This is a genomic window from Mycobacterium sp. 852002-51057_SCH5723018, from assembly GCF_001667035.1.
Taxonomy (GTDB): Bacteria; Actinomycetota; Actinomycetes; order Mycobacteriales; family Mycobacteriaceae; genus Mycobacterium.
The window spans coordinates 32,703-46,516 of record NZ_LZIR01000125.1 but is presented as its reverse complement, the minus strand read 5'-3'; the positions used below and the strand labels follow the sequence as shown (position 1 = coordinate 46,516).

Genomic DNA, 13,814 nt, shown 5'->3' with positions numbered 1-13,814 from the left:
GCATGGGGGGGGCGCGGGCCGGTGCCCCGCCGGGCAGGGGGCCGCTCATCGCGCCAATCGCCCCGGACAGCGCCGCCACTGCTGGTCAGCCCGCGCAGCACCGCGTAGGCGTGATGCCCGTCGCGGGGCGCAATGGGGCAATTCAGCTGCGGCATGTGGCGGTGCCAGGCGTCGTTGGTGGCATCCCAGCCGAGCGCCGGATCGGGCGGCTGGTCGGGCAGTGCGCGCTCGGAGAACTCGAGCACCAGGTCGTGCTCCTGCCCCTCGTCGACGGTGATCTCGCAGCTGAGCACTTCTCTGCCGCCGTGTCCGGAGCGCACGGCGCGGGCGTCGCAGCCGCCCAGCCACCGCCAGCGCAACTTTCCCGACCGGCCGCTCCAGACCCCGTTATCGAGGGTCAGCCGCCCGGGGCCGTGGCGGCCGAACCCGGCGCTCGGTTGCAACAGCACGCGTAGCCGCGTCGCGCCGCGGCAGCCCACGATGCGCCGCAGCAGCACCGCCCGGTCGGGGTCGCCGGGAAAAGACAGCGCCTCGCGGCACTCCACGGTGCTGTCACGGGTGATCCACCGGTTGCGCCAGATCAGCGTTCCCGGCTCGTAATAGCCGCCCCACACATGCCGCACTTCGGTCGGGGTGATCGCGTACACCCCGTCGCCGCCGATCAGGTTGGAGAAGACGGCGTCGGAATCCCAGCGCGGCGCGCACAACCATGCCACGTCGCCCCGTGGGCCGATCAGCGCGCCGCGCTCCCCGTCGGCGAGCAGCGCGTACTCGCGCAGCACTCGCGGCGGGAAGGCCGCCTCGACGTCGATCGTCTCGTCAGCCACGCGCCCCCGCTTTCGAAGACCGCCGGGCGGCACCGCCCGCGTGGGTGCGGATCTTCCCGCTCGCCATCCGTTCGGCCAGCCGGGAGGCCAGCGCCATGATCGTCAGCGCCGGATTGGCCGAACCCTGGGTGGGACACACCGACCCGTCGGCCAGAAACAGGTTCGGCACGCCCCAGACGCGCTGATCGGAGTCGACCACCGAATTCTGCGGGCTGGTGCCCATCCGCGCGCCGCCGATCAGGTGGGCGAACCGCTGGATGGTCAGCACGTCCTGGGCATCAGCCGCGTGCAGGATTTCACCGATCACTTTGGTGGAGTAGGCCATATTGGCCTTGTCGTTATCGCACAGGGTGTAGTCGAAGCGGGCCACCGGGAGGCCGTACGGGTCCGTCTCGGCTGCGAGCGTGACCCGGTTGTCCGGCCGCGCCAACAGCTCGTTGAGCACGCCGATGGTCGCCCAGTGGTTGTAGTCGCGCATGTACTCGCGCAGGGCGCGGCCCCAGTGCCCGTCGGCCAGCACGTGTTCGGCCCAGCCGATGGGCAGCGGCGACACGGTCTGGATGGAAAAGCCGCGGGCGAAACCGCGCGACGGGTCGGTCTCGTAGAACTGTTCGGAGGACACCTCCGGCGGGGGAGCCTTGTACATCCGGACCTCGTCGGACCACCTGCCGGCCGACTGTGTGGCGCCCTGCACCATGACGTAGCGCCCGACCTGATCGTCGCTGTTGCCCAGCCCGTTTGGGAAGCGGGCGCTGACGGAGTTCAGCAGCAGGCGCGGGGTTTCGATCGAATACCCGGCGACCGCAACTGCTTTGGCGCGCTGTAGCCGTTCGGTGCCGCCGGATTCGTCGTAGTACACCACCCCTCGGGCGGCGCCGGTCTCGTCGAGTTCGACGCGGGCGGCCATGGAGTTGGCGCGGATCTCCACGCCGTGGGACAGCGCGTCAGGCAGGTGCGTGACGTACGGGCTGGCCTTGGCGTTGACCTTGCAGCCCTGCAGGCAGTAGCCGCGGTAGATGCAGTGCGGCCGGTTACCGAAGGTGCCGTTGACGATGCCGACGGGCCCGACGCGCATCTTGATGCCGAGCCGCAGCGCACCCTCCCACAGCCTGGCGGCCGCACCCGAAATCGGGTGCGGCGAAAAGGGATAACGGTGGGGGTAGCCCCACGGCCAGTTCTGGCCGGCCACCGGCAACTCGAGCTCGAGCTGCTCGTAGTGGGGTAGCAGGTCCTCGTAGCCGATGGGCCAGTCCGCGCCCACCCCGTCGAGGGTGTAGGTCTGCAGGTCGCTGGGGTGGAAGCGCGGCGTATATCCGGCGTAGTGCACCATCGAGCCGCCCACGCCGCGGCCGGAGTTGTTCTTACCCAGCTCGATCGGGTCCGAGCCGCCGATGATGCGCTTCTGCGTCCAGTACAGCGCGTGCGAGCCGGCCTCGTCGGAGACCCAGTCCTCGTCGGGGTGCCAGAACGGGCCGGCCTCGAGGATCACGATGCGCCAGCCCGCGCGGGCCAGCCGCTGCGCGAGCACCGAGCCGCCCGCCCCGGCCCCGACGACCACCAGGTCCACCGCGTCGTCGTCGCGGTAGCGGCGCATGGTCTTTTCGCCGGGCAGGTCACGCGAATGCACGTCGAGCAGGAACCGCGAATCGTTGTCCCTTGGCCCGACCGCCCCCTTCAGCAGGCCACGCAGTAGATCGCCCATCACACGTCACCGCTTTGCACGACGCGGACCGGGTCCTCCTCGGTGGCGCCGGGGGTTTCGTACGGCTCGCGTGCCGCGGCCGGGCCGGTGGCGCCGCCGAGACGCATGAACCCGCGCGGATATGCCGGGCCGCCGAAGCCGATCTCGTTCCAGGCCCACGGGTGCGAGTAGAAGCCCGACAGCACCATCCGCATGCATACCGACCACGCGCGTTTGACGTTGAGCCGGTCCCACGTTCCGCCCTCCAGCAGGCCCTGGGAGAACTGGTCGATGATGGCCTCACGGGTTTCGGCCTCGGCGTCGGCGAACGACGCCTTGCCGTAGCGGCGCGACGCGGTCTCGTCGAGCGCGCGCAGCACCAGCCGCCAGGTGTCGCGGTCGTCGGGCATGTCGGCGTACTGGTAGCCGTCGAGCTTCCCTTCGGCGAGCTTGTTGTCGACGGACTCGGCCACCGGCACCCGCGGCTCGGTGTCCTGCGCCAGCACCGTGTCACAGAACGCGCGTAGGCACGGCTCCTCGTCCTCGCTGAAAAAGCGCAGCGGCCCAGGCGGTTCCAGCCGGGCCAGCACCACCTTCCTGGTGGCTTCATCCCACGAGTCGGCGGTTTCCAGCACGTCGAAGTCGGGGTATCGCCCGATCATCTGCGGCGTGGTGCCGCGGCGTTGTTTCGGCAACCAGGACGGGTGCGGGGGCTTGCCGCCCTCGCGCAGGTTGGGCAGGTGGTCAGGGCGGGAGGTCATCGTGACGGTCCCTCAGCTATCGCCTGAACCGTTCGCGGCGCAGGGCCGAGGCCAGCAGCCCCATGCCGCCGACCATGCACATCAGTCCGGGTGCCGCGACGGGCGGGCCCATCGGGACGTTGTAGGACGCGTTCTTCCACCCGCCCGGCTTGCGCCCGACGCCGCGGATGTGCAGGTACTCGCCCAATAACCCGTTGGCGGTGTAGACGGCGGCGGTGATCGGCAGCCAAAGCTTGGCCCACCGCCGCGAGAACACCCCGCCGATTCCGGCGACAACCACCGGCGGGGTCACCACGATCGGGCTCCACATCCATTTGTTGCCGAAGCTGGCCTTGTAGTGCTCGAAATAGATTTCCGCCGTCGTGACGAGGGCCGCTACCGCGGTCAGACCGGACAGCGAGCGTTCGAAGCGACCGTGCGCGACGTCGTACAGCGCCCGCTCAGCCAGATGTTCGGCCTCGCGCCCGCCGCGCCGTCCGCCGTTGCCTAGCAACAACATTTCCCTTCCCTTTCCTGACGTCGGTCGGGCGTCACTGGCCCCGCCTGAATTCCTTGCTGAACCGTTGCGGGGCATCGACGCCCCGCGCCAAGAGCCGCTTGGGGAGAAAGTCCGCCGCCGTTTTGCCCATCGGGCCACCTCACTCCCGCAAGGAAACACGCTTGAGCAGCCACCCCGGACGACCCGGTCACATAAACGAGTCGAGATGCTGCCAGCGAACTGGCTATGCGCCCAGCTGCGTGTTTCAACCGAGGTGGTCCTGACGGCATGCAGGCATGCGCCGCGAACCATGCGCTTCGGTGAAGTACCCCCATCCAGGGGGGTTAACCATCGAATTCGCTGAGGTGCTGCTCGCGGTGCGTACTACCATGCGGTGCAACGCAAATCGGCACCATGGCGCGGGCGCCGACGCGCCGGTCGCGGCGCAGCCACCCCAGGCACCCGCCGGCGGACGGATCCGTCGCCGGCGACCGGTTTGCGCCGCGGGGATCGGGAGACGGCGGCTCGCCACCGCCGGCTCGCCCCAGGCGATCGGCTGATGGCTGCGTGGCTGCGCGAGATGGCGGAAATTGACGCGACGGACAGTACTGCCGGGCCGCCGCGGCGTCACCAGGCGGCCGCCCGGGCAAACGCCCTGACCAAAACCGCTCGGCTCGCTGATGTGCCATGATGTCGGAGCTGTCAAGAGTCAGGGAGCAGCGGTGGATCTCAATATTTCGATGGTCACACGACCGGTCGGGCGTCTGATCGCCACGGCACAGAACGGGCTGGAGGTCTTGCGGCTGGGGGGCTTGGAAACCGGTAGTGTCCCGTCGCCCTCCCAGATCGTCGAGAGCGTGCCGATGTACAAGCTTCGGCGGTACTTCCCCCCGGCCAACCGGCCCGGGCAACCGCCGGTGGGACCGCCCGTGCTGATGGTGCACCCGATGATGATGTCGGCCGACATGTGGGACGTCACCAGGGAAGACGGGGCGGTGGGCATCCTGCACGCCAATGGGCTGGACCCCTGGGTCATCGACTTCGGCTCGCCCGACAAGGTCGAAGGCGGCATGCGCCGCACCCTGGCCGACCACATCGTCGCGCTCAGTCAGGCCATCGACACGGTCAAGGACACCACCGGCAGCGACATCCATCTGGTCGGGTATTCGCAGGGTGGCATGTGGTGCTACCAGGTCGCCGCCTACCGGCGTTCGAAAAGCCTGGCCAGCATTGTCACTTTCGGCTCGCCAGTGGACACCCTGGCCGCCCTGCCGATGGGCATCCCGGCAAACTTCGCCGCGCCGGCCGCCAACTTCATGGCCGACCACGTCTTCAGCCGGCTGGCCATCCCAAGCTGGATGGCGCGCACCGGCTTTCAGATGCTCGACCCGCTCAAGACCGCCAAGGCGCGGGTGGACTTCGTGCGCCAATTGCACGACCGCGAGGCACTGCTGCCGCGCGAACAGCAGCGCCGGTTCCTCGAACGCGAGGGATGGATCGCGTGGTCGGGCCCGGCGATCTCCGAGCTGCTCAAGCAGTTCATCGCCCACAACCGCATGATGACCGGCGGTTTCGCCGTCAACGGGCAGATGGTCACGCTCACCGACATCACCTGCCCCGTCCTGGCGTTCGTCGGCGAGGTCGACGACATCGGGCAGCCCGCCTCGGTGCGCGGCATCCGCCGGGCGGCGCCGGACGCCGAGGTGTACGAAAGCCTCATTCGCACAGGTCATTTCGGGCTGGTCGTCGGATCAAAGGCGGCTCATCAGAGCTGGCCGACGGTGGCGAAGTGGGTGAAATGGCTTTCCACCGGGGGCGACAAACCGGAAGGCATCGACCTGATGGCCGACCAGCCCGAGGAGCACACCGACAGCGGTGTCGCGCTGAGCTCCCGGCTGGTGCACGGCATCGGGGAGGTCTCCGAGGCGGCGCTGGGCGCCGTGCGCGGCGCGGCCAACACCGTCGTCGCGGCTAACAAGTCGGTGCGCACCCTGGCGGTGGAGACGGCCCGGACGCTGCCGCGGCTGGTGCGGCTCGGTCAGATCAACGACCACACCCGCATCTCGCTGGGCCGCATCATCGAGGAGCAGGCCCACGACGCCCCGCAGGGCGAATTTCTGTTGTTCGACGGGCGCGTGCACACCTACGAGGCCGTGAACCGGCGCATCAACAACGTGGTTCGGGGCCTGATCGAAGTCGGGGTGCGCCAGGGCGACCGGGTGGGCGTCTTGATGGAGACCCGGCCCAGCGCGCTGGTGGCCATCGCCGCGTTGTCGCGGCTCGGCGCCACCGCGGTGGTGATGCGGCCCGACGCCGACCTGGCCGCGTCGGTCCGGCTCGGCGGCGTCAGCGAGATCCTCACCGACCCCACCAACCTGGACGCGGCGCGCCAGCTGCCGGGCCAGGTGCTGGTGCTCGGCGGCGGCGAGTCGCGCGATCTGCACCTGCCCGAGGACGCGGACGTCATCGACATGGAGAAGATCGACCCCGACGCCGTCAAGCTGCCGGCGTGGTACCGGCCCAACCCCGGACTAGCCCGCGACCTGGCGTTCATCGCGTTCAGCGCGGCCGGCGGCGAGCTGGTGGCCAAGCAGATCACCAACTACCGCTGGGCGGTGTCGGCCTTCGGGACCGCCTCGACCGCCGCGCTGGACCGCCGCGACACCGTCTATTGCCTGACTCCGCTGCACCACGAGTCCGCGCTGCTGGTCAGCCTGGGCGGCGCCGTCGTCGGGGGCACCCGCATCGCGCTGTCGCGCGGCCTGAACCCGGCCCGGTTCGTCCAGGAGGTGCGGCAGTACGGCGTCACGGTGGTGTCCTACACCTGGGCCCTGTTGCGCGACGTCGTTGACGATCCCGCGTTCGTGCTGCACGGCAATCACCCGGTGCGGCTGTTCATCGGTTCCGGCATGCCGACCGGCCTGTGGCAGCGGGTCCTCGACGCGTTCACGCCCGCCCACGTCGTCGAGTTCTTCGCCACCACGGATGGACAAGCGGTGCTGGCCAACGTGTCCGGCGCCAAGATCGGCAGCAAGGGCCGCCCGCTGCCCGGCGTCGGACGGGTCGAGCTCGCCGCCTACGACGCCGAGCACGACCTGATCCTGGAGGACGACCGCGGCTTCGTTCAGGTCGCCGAACCGCACCAGGTCGGTGTCCTGCTTGCCGCGTCCAAGGGGCCGATCGATCCGAGCGCGTCGGTCAAACGGGGTGTCTTCGCGCCGGCCGACACCTGGATCTCCACCGAGTACCTGTTCTACCGCGACAACGACGGGGATTACTGGCTGGCGGGCCGGCGCGGCTCGGTGGTCCACACGGCGCGCGGCCTGGTGTTCGTCGAGCCCGTCACCGACGCGCTGAGTTGCATCAACGGCGTCGACCTCGCGGTCACCTACAACGTGCCGGTCGGTGCGCACCAGCTGGCCGTGTCGGCGGTGACCTTGCTGCCGGGGGCCAGCATCACCGCCGCCGACCTGACCGAGGCCGTCGCGAATATCCCCATCGGGGTGGGACCCGACATCGTGCAGGTGTGCCCGGAGCTGACGCTGAGCGCCACCTACCGGCCCACCGTCAGCGCCCTGCGGGCGGCCGGGATTCCCAAGGCGGCTCGCCAGTCGTGGTATTTCGACGCCGGCAGCAACGAGTTTCGCCGGCTGACCCCCGGGGCGCGGTCCGAGCTGAGCGGCGCGAGCGATGATTGACGATGCGCTGCTGAGCATCCTGGTGTGCCCGGCCGACCGGGGCCCGCTGGAGCTCGTCTCCCAAGAAGACGGGGCCGAGTTGCTCTACAACCCGCGGCTGCGGCGCGCCTACCGGCTCGAGGACGGCATCCCGGTGTTGCTGATCGACGAGGCCCGCGACGTCGACGAGGACGAGCACGCGCGGCTCATGGCGCGAGCCCGTCCGGCAGATCCCCGGTGAGGTAGCGCTGCAGGGTCGGCGCGATCGTTTGCGCGATCCGCTCGGCCGGCAGGGTCGCGAACGGCTCCAGCTGCAGGATGTAGCGGGCCATCACCACGCCCACCAGCTGTGACGCGACGAACTGGACGCGGATGACCCCGCTCCCCGGCGGGTCGTCGACGCGAGTACCCACTTCGACCGCGATCACGTCCTGGATGAACGTGCGAAACAGGTTGACCTCCGAGCCGGCGAGGACCGACCGCAGCGTGGCGATGAACGCCGTGCCGATCTCTGAGTCCCACAGCGGCAACAACGTTGACGGCAGCCGGTAGCCGAGTTCCTCGACCGGCACCTCGCGCAGCGGGCCGATGACCTCCATCGGGTCGATCGGGATCTGGACGGCCGCGGCGAACAGCCGTTCCTTGGTGCCAAAGTAGTGATGCACCAGCGCCGAATCGACGCCGGCCGCCGCGGCCACCGCCCGTATCGACGTGTTGCGAATCCCGTTGCGGGCAAACAGTTCCCGCGCACCGGCCAGGATCCGCTCGCGGGTGTCGGAGTTGCCGGCCGGTCGTCCGGGCCGCCTGCGCCGGTCGTTGGTGGTCGTCACCAGGACTCTCCGTGGCGACCCGCTGCGCCCGGCTCCGCGGGGGTACCCCCAGCGCCCGGCTGCGGCGCGCTTGCGATCACCACTGGGACCCTCCTGCGCCCGGCTGCGCCGCGCTGGCGATCGCCACTAGGGCGTCCGCCGCCGCAGCGTCGCCGCGGCCAAACACAGCGCCGCTAGCGCGAAGCCGAGCACGACGACGATGTCGCGCACCGCGGTGTAGGTGAGCTCGGGGTGCGCGCCCACCTGCTGCAGCGCCTCCAGCGCGTAGCTGGCCGGCAACACGTTGCTGATCCATTGCAGCCAGTGTGGCATCAGCGCCCGGGGCACGATGATGCCGGCCAGCAGCAGCTGGGGGACCATCACCAGCGGGATGAACTGCACGGCCTGAAACTCGGTGCGCGCGAACGCACTACACAGCAGGCCCAGGCCGACGCCCAGGATGGCGTTGACGATCGCGATCACGAACACCCACATCGGGCTGCCGGCCGTGTCGAAGCCGAGCAACCAAAACGACACGATGCATGCCAGGATCGCTTGCGCCGCAGCGGCGATCGAGAACGCGGTGCCGTAGGCGATCAGCAGGTCGAGCCGGCGTAGGGGAGTGGTCAGGATGCGCTCCAGCGTTCCCGAGGCGCGTTCGCGCTGCATCGTGATCGACGTGATGATGAACATCACGAAGAGCGGGAAGAGGCCCAGCAGGATCAGGCAGGCGTTGTTGAACGGCGTCGGGCCGCCCGGTCGGTGCGGGGCGTTTTCGAACATGAAGTACATCAGCGTGATGACCAGGATGGGCACCACCAGGATCAGCGCGATGCTGCGGTGATCGGCGGCCAACTGGCGGAGGATCCGCGTCGTGGTGGCCGCATAGCCGCGCAGGCCTATCCGGCTTTGGGACCGGCCTTTTGCGTCGTGCTGCGCTTGATGATGGACAGAAACGCGTCCTCCAGTGACGTGCATCCGGTGTCCTCTCGTAGTTGGGTCGGGGTGGTGTGGGCGACCAGGTCGCCCTCGCGCATCAGCATCAGGTCGCCGCAGTGGTCGGCCTCGTCCATCACGTGGCTGGAGACCAGCAGTGTTGTCCCGCCGCGGGCCAGGTCGGTGAACTGCTCCCACAGGTCGACGCGCAGTACGGGGTCCAGACCCACCGTGGGTTCGTCGAGCACCAGCAGGTCGGGCTGGCAGACCAGGGCGCACGCCAGCGATGCCCGGGTGCGCTGGCCGCCGGAGAGGTTGCCGCAGTACGCGGTTCGGTGGTCGGTCAACCCGACCCGCTCGATGGCGGCGTCGGCTGCGCGGTTGTCGAAGCCATACAGCGAGGCGAAGTAGCGGACATTGTCGACGATCCGCAGGTCGTTGTAGATCGTCGGGTCCTGGGGCATGTAGCCCACGCGGTGGCGCAGCGCCGGGCTGCCGGCCGGCCGGCCCAGCACGGTCACGGTGCCGGAAGACACGATCTGGGTGCCGACGATGCAGCGCATCAGCGTGGTCTTGCCGCAACCCGACGGGCCGAGGATGCCGGTGATGGTGCCTTGCGCTATCTGCACCGAAAGATCATGCAGCACAGGGCGTTTGAAACGGGTGACGCGCAGGTGCTCGATGTCGACGGCCGGAGCGCGGCCCTGGGCCAGTAATTCATCGCTTGATGAACTCATCATGTGATGAATATCCGCCCTTGACGCGGGGTTGTCAAGAGTCCAGCCGCTACCGACAGCGCAGCGAGTGCGCGATTCGCGACGCGACACGCCGCTATGGCGTCGTGGATTTCACGCTGGGCCGGGGCGTACTGCCGGCGGGTTAGCTCAGCGCCCGTCGGATCCGGGGCGGCGTTGTGGCAGATGCCCGTGCACGCCTTCGGCGTAGGCGGTTTCGGCGTGCTGAGTCAGGTCGATGCCGGTGGTCTCGTCTTCCGCGCTGAGCCGGAAGCCCATGACGCGGTCGATCACCTTGGCGATGACGAGCGACACCGTGAACGCGTAGAGCGCGACGACGACGATCGCGAGCGCCTGCTTGCCCAGTTGGGTGAAGCCGCCGCCGTAGAACAGGCCCTGCGGACCCGACGTCATCACCGCCGTGGCGAGCAGCCCGATCAAGGACACGCCGACCACGCCGCCGACGAAGTGCACACCGACCACATCGAGCGAATCGTCGTAGTTGAAACGGAATTTCGCGCCCACCGCGAAGGAGCACACGATCCCCGCCGCGAGGCCGACGATCGCCGCGCCCAGCGTGTTGACGGTGCCGCACGACGGCGTGATGGCGACCAGGCCGGCCACCACACCGGAGGCGGCGCCGAACGTGGTCGGCTTGCCGTCGCGGACCTGTTCGACCGAGAGCCACCCGAGCATGCCCAGGCAGCCGGCGACGAGCGTGTTGAGGAAGATCGCCGCGGCGGCTCCGTTGGCCGCCAACGCTGACCCGGCGTTGAAGCCGAACCAGCCGAACCACAGCAGCCCAACGCCGAGCAGGACGAACGGCAGATTGTGCGGCCGCATGGCGTCCTTCTTGAAGCCGATGCGGGGCCCGAGCACCAGCGCCAGGGCCAGGGCCGAGGCGCCGGAGACGATCTCGACGACGAGGCCGCCCGCATAGTCGAGCACGCCCATCTTGGCCAGCCAGCCACCCGGCCCCCATACCCAGTGCGCGACAACCGAATACACCGCGATCGCCCACACCGGTACGAATACCATCCAGGCCGCGAACTTGGCGCGGTCAGCGATCGCGCCGCTGACCAGGGCGGCGGTGATGATCGCGAACATCAACTCGAACGTGGCAAACAGCAACTCGGGAACGGCGCCGCGACCGGTGTCGGGGCCGATGCCGAGCATCCCGATGTGGCCGAGATTCCCGACGAACCCGCGCGCCCCGTCTTGGGAGAACGCGATGGTGTAGCCGACCAGTAGCCACGCCACCGTGACCAGCGGAATGGAGATGAAGCTCATCATGATCATGTTGAGCACACCGGTGGTGCGGACCATGCCGCCGTAGAAGATGGCCAGACCTGGGGTCATCAGCAGAACCAACGCCGTGCTGGCCAGCAGCCATGCGGTGGCCGCGGGGTCGATCGCATGCATTGTTTGGGCTCCTTCGCCACGCGAGCAACCGGATCCTGCCATGCTCGCGGCCCCGGTAGGTTCGGTGGGTGGCTGCAGACGAGCTGGTGGTCGACCCGGTCGCGGCCGCCCATCGACTTCTCGGCGCCACCCTCACCGGGCGCGGCGTGCGCGCAGTCGTCGTCGAGGTCGAGGCGTACGGCGGCGTCCCGGACGGTCCGTGGCCGGACGCCGCGGCCCACTCGTATCGCGGCCTGTCCGGCCGCAACGCCGTGATGTTCGGGCCGCCCGGGCGGCTCTACACCTACCGCAGCCACGGCATCCACGTGTGCGCCAACGTCTCCTGCGGGCCCGACGGCACCGCCGCCGCGGTCTTGCTGCGCGCCGCGGCCATCGAGGAGGGCACCGACGCCGCGCGCGGCCGCCGCGGCGAGCTGGTCCGAACCGCGGCGCTGGCCCGCGGCCCCGGCAACCTGTGCTCCGCGCTGGGAATCACCATGGACGACAACGGAATCGACCTGTTCAATCGCCGCAGCCCGGTCAGCCTGGAGCTGCACGCGCCGCTGAGCGCCGTGTCGGGTCCGCGCGTCGGGGTCAGCCAGGCTGCCGACCGACCCTGGCGGTTGTGGCTGGCCGGTCGGCCGGAGGTCTCGGCATACCGGCGAAGTCCGCGGGCGCCCGCCCCCGGGACCAGCGACTAGCCGCGCCGAACGTCGAGTTGTCGGGCCAAACGCGCCCAATCCGCACAACAAGTCGACGCTCGTCGCCCCCCGGCGCCGTTCTGGAAGACTCCTACACCATGATCCTCGACGAGCTGGGCTGGCGCGGGCTGATCGCCCAGTCCACCGACCTCGACGCGCTGGCCGCCGAGGCGAAGCGCGGGCCGATGACGGTCTACGCCGGCTTCGACCCGACCGCGCCCAGCTTGCACGCCGGGCACTTGGTGCCGCTGCTGGCGCTGCGCCGCTTCCAGCGCGCCGGGCACCGCCCGATCGTGCTCGCCGGCGGCGCCACCGGGATGATCGGCGACCCGCGCGAGATCGGCGAGCGCAGCCTGCACGAGGCCGACACGGTCGCCGACTGGACCCAACGCATCCGCGGGCAGCTGGAGCGCTTCGTCGACTTCTCGGACGCGGGGACCTCACCGACCGGGGCCCTCGTCGTCAACAACCTGGACTGGACGGGCCCGATGTCGGCGATCGAGTTCCTGCGCGATGTCGGCAAGCACTTTTCGGTCAACGTGATGCTGGACCGCGACACCGTCCGGCGGCGCCTCGAGGGGGAGGGCATCTCCTACACCGAGTTCAGCTACATGCTGCTGCAGGCCAACGACTACGTCGAGCTGCACCAGCGCCACGGCTGCACGCTGCAGATCGGCGGCTCGGACCAGTGGGGCAACATCATCGCCGGCGTCCGGCTGGTCCGCCAGAAGCTCGGCGCGACGGTGCACGCGCTGACGGTCCCGCTGGTGACCGCCGCCGACGGCACCAAGTTCGGCAAATCCACCGGCGGCGGCAGCCTGTGGCTGGACCCCCAGATGACCAGTCCGTATGCCTGGTACCAGTACTTCGTCAACACCGCCGACGCCGACGTCATCCGCTACCTGCGCTGGTTCACCTTCCTGTCGGCCGACGAGCTGGCCGAGCTGGAACAGGCGACCGCCGAGCGGCCCCAGCAGCGCGCCGCGCAGCGCCGGCTGGCCCGCGAGCTGACCGTGCTGGTGCACGGCGAGGCGGCCACCGAGGCCGTCGAGCACGCCAGCCGCGCGCTCTTCGGGCAGGGCGAACTGGATCGCCTGGACGAGGCGACGCTGGCCGCCGCGCTGCGCGAGGCCTCGGTCGCCGAGCTGAAACCCGGCGCCCCGGACACGATCGTCGACCTCCTGGTGGCCAGCGGCCTGTCGGCCAGCAGGGGCGCCGCGCGGCGCACCATCGGCGAAGGCGGCGTCTCGGTCAACAACGCGCGCATCGACAGCGAGGCCTGGGCGCCGCAGCCCTCCGACTTTCTGCACGGCCGGTGGCTGGTGCTGCGCCGCGGCAAACGCAACATCGCCGGGATCGAAAAGGTGTAGGCCTAACCTTTATCGCGCCGTGTCGTCGACGTGACCGTGGCTGACCACTGTGGTCACGGTGGAATTCCCGACACGTGTACAGCAGACCGCCCTTCGGCTGGTGGCGGTGAGCGCCGGCCTGGCGGGCCTGGTCGCGCTGCCGACCGCGCCCGTGCACGCCGACCTGATGGGCAACGCGTTCCTGCGGGCCCTCACCAACGCCGGGGTTCCGGTGCCGGAGCCGGCCGGCGCGACGGCACTGGGCCAGTCGGTCTGCCCGATGCTGGTGGCGCCCGGCGGGTCGTTCGACTCGGTCTTGGCCGCGATGGCCGAGGGCAGCGGTATGTCCCGCGACGTGGCGGGCGTGTTCACGGTCATCGCGATCGCGACCTATTGCCCGGCGGTGATGGCGCCGCTGCTGTCTGACCGGGGCCCGGCCTAGCGCGGCCCGTATTCTTTC

At 69.7% G+C, this 13,814-nt stretch carries 13 protein-coding genes; 5 read left to right on the top strand and 8 right to left on the bottom strand.

Going from position 1 to position 13,814, the window contains the following annotated elements:
• From A5764_RS29915 to A5764_RS25530, 4 genes are all read right to left on the bottom strand, one after another.
• The coding region (locus A5764_RS29915; protein ID WP_304441345.1) for a trehalase-like domain-containing protein at positions 1-827 on the bottom strand (827 nt) is incomplete at its 3' end.
• Entirely contained in the window at positions 820-2,529 is a 1,710-nt protein-coding gene (locus A5764_RS25540; RefSeq protein WP_067119148.1) for a GMC family oxidoreductase, read from the bottom strand. The genes A5764_RS29915 and A5764_RS25540, both read right to left, overlap by 8 nt.
• Complete coding sequence (locus A5764_RS25535; protein WP_067119145.1) at positions 2,529-3,269, bottom strand: gluconate 2-dehydrogenase subunit 3 family protein; 741 nt, start codon at positions 3,267-3,269, stop codon at positions 2,529-2,531. Before A5764_RS25535 ends, A5764_RS25540 begins: the two co-directional genes overlap by 1 nt.
• 16 nt (positions 3,270-3,285) lie before the next feature.
• Positions 3,286-3,768, bottom strand: coding sequence for a hypothetical protein (locus tag A5764_RS25530; protein ID WP_067119142.1), 483 nt, complete (start codon positions 3,766-3,768; stop codon positions 3,286-3,288).
• 659 nt (positions 3,769-4,427) lie between these two features.
• Here A5764_RS25530 and A5764_RS25525 point away from each other — a divergent pair.
• Positions 4,428-7,445 (top strand): acyl-CoA synthetase, encoded by a 3,018-nt coding sequence (locus A5764_RS25525; RefSeq protein WP_156664884.1) that lies wholly within the window; start codon positions 4,428-4,430, stop codon positions 7,443-7,445.
• Complete coding sequence (locus A5764_RS25520) at positions 7,438-7,665, top strand: Trm112 family protein (RefSeq protein ID WP_067119134.1); 228 nt, start codon at positions 7,438-7,440, stop codon at positions 7,663-7,665. Before A5764_RS25525 ends, A5764_RS25520 begins: the two co-directional genes overlap by 8 nt.
• On the opposite strand, the gene A5764_RS25515 is transcribed toward A5764_RS25520, so the two are convergent.
• The 4 genes from A5764_RS25515 to A5764_RS25500 form a co-directional block, all read right to left on the bottom strand.
• Positions 7,631-8,254 carry a TetR/AcrR family transcriptional regulator gene (locus tag A5764_RS25515; protein WP_067119131.1) on the bottom strand — a complete coding sequence of 208 codons (624 nt, stop codon included), beginning with the start codon at positions 8,252-8,254 and terminating at the stop codon, positions 7,631-7,633. The genes A5764_RS25520 and A5764_RS25515 overlap by 35 nt on opposite strands.
• 126 nt (positions 8,255-8,380) lie before the next feature.
• Positions 8,381-9,130, bottom strand: a complete 750-nt coding sequence (locus A5764_RS25510) for an ABC transporter permease (RefSeq protein WP_231989822.1) — start codon at positions 9,128-9,130, stop codon at positions 8,381-8,383.
• Between the two features lie 2 nt (positions 9,131-9,132).
• Positions 9,133-9,909 carry an ABC transporter ATP-binding protein gene (locus tag A5764_RS25505; protein WP_067119129.1) on the bottom strand — a complete coding sequence of 259 codons (777 nt, stop codon included), beginning with the start codon at positions 9,907-9,909 and terminating at the stop codon, positions 9,133-9,135.
• Between the two features lie 144 nt (positions 9,910-10,053).
• On the bottom strand, positions 10,054-11,325 hold the full coding sequence (locus A5764_RS25500; protein ID WP_067119126.1) for an ammonium transporter: 1,272 nt from the start codon (positions 11,323-11,325) through the stop codon (positions 10,054-10,056).
• A gap of 68 nt (positions 11,326-11,393) precedes the next feature.
• Here A5764_RS25500 and A5764_RS25495 point away from each other — a divergent pair, with 68 nt between their 5' ends.
• The 3 genes from A5764_RS25495 to A5764_RS25485 all read left to right on the top strand — a co-directional run bounded on the left by A5764_RS25495 (position 11,394) and on the right by A5764_RS25485 (position 13,796).
• Positions 11,394-12,005, top strand: a complete 612-nt coding sequence (locus A5764_RS25495; protein ID WP_067119123.1) for a DNA-3-methyladenine glycosylase — start codon at positions 11,394-11,396, stop codon at positions 12,003-12,005.
• A gap of 98 nt (positions 12,006-12,103) precedes the next feature.
• On the top strand, positions 12,104-13,375 hold the full coding sequence (gene tyrS, locus A5764_RS25490) for a tyrosine--tRNA ligase (RefSeq protein WP_067119120.1): 1,272 nt from the start codon (positions 12,104-12,106) through the stop codon (positions 13,373-13,375).
• 49 nt (positions 13,376-13,424) lie between these two features.
• Positions 13,425-13,796, top strand: coding sequence for a DUF732 domain-containing protein (locus tag A5764_RS25485; RefSeq protein WP_067119117.1), 372 nt, complete (start codon positions 13,425-13,427; stop codon positions 13,794-13,796).
• Positions 13,797-13,814: the final 18 nt, after the last annotated feature.

Bases quoted from the DNA above. Each gene is read 5' to 3' on its own strand.
- A5764_RS25500 (WP_067119126.1), bottom strand. From the start codon at position 11,325: ATGCATGCGATCGACCCCGCGGCCACCGCATGGCTGCTGGCCAGCACG.
- A5764_RS25505 (WP_067119129.1), bottom strand. From the start codon at position 9,909: ATGATGAGTTCATCAAGCGATGAATTACTGGCCCAGGGCCGCGCTCCG.
- A5764_RS25530 (WP_067119142.1), bottom strand. From the start codon at position 3,768: ATGTTGTTGCTAGGCAACGGCGGACGGCGCGGCGGGCGCGAGGCCGAA.
- A5764_RS25520 (WP_067119134.1), top strand. From the start codon at position 7,438: ATGATTGACGATGCGCTGCTGAGCATCCTGGTGTGCCCGGCCGACCGG.
- tyrS (WP_067119120.1), top strand. From the start codon at position 12,104: ATGATCCTCGACGAGCTGGGCTGGCGCGGGCTGATCGCCCAGTCCACC.
- A5764_RS25540 (WP_067119148.1), bottom strand. From the start codon at position 2,529: ATGGGCGATCTACTGCGTGGCCTGCTGAAGGGGGCGGTCGGGCCAAGG.
- A5764_RS25525 (WP_156664884.1), top strand. From the start codon at position 4,428: ATGTGCCATGATGTCGGAGCTGTCAAGAGTCAGGGAGCAGCGGTGGAT.
- A5764_RS25535 (WP_067119145.1), bottom strand. From the start codon at position 3,269: ATGACCTCCCGCCCTGACCACCTGCCCAACCTGCGCGAGGGCGGCAAG.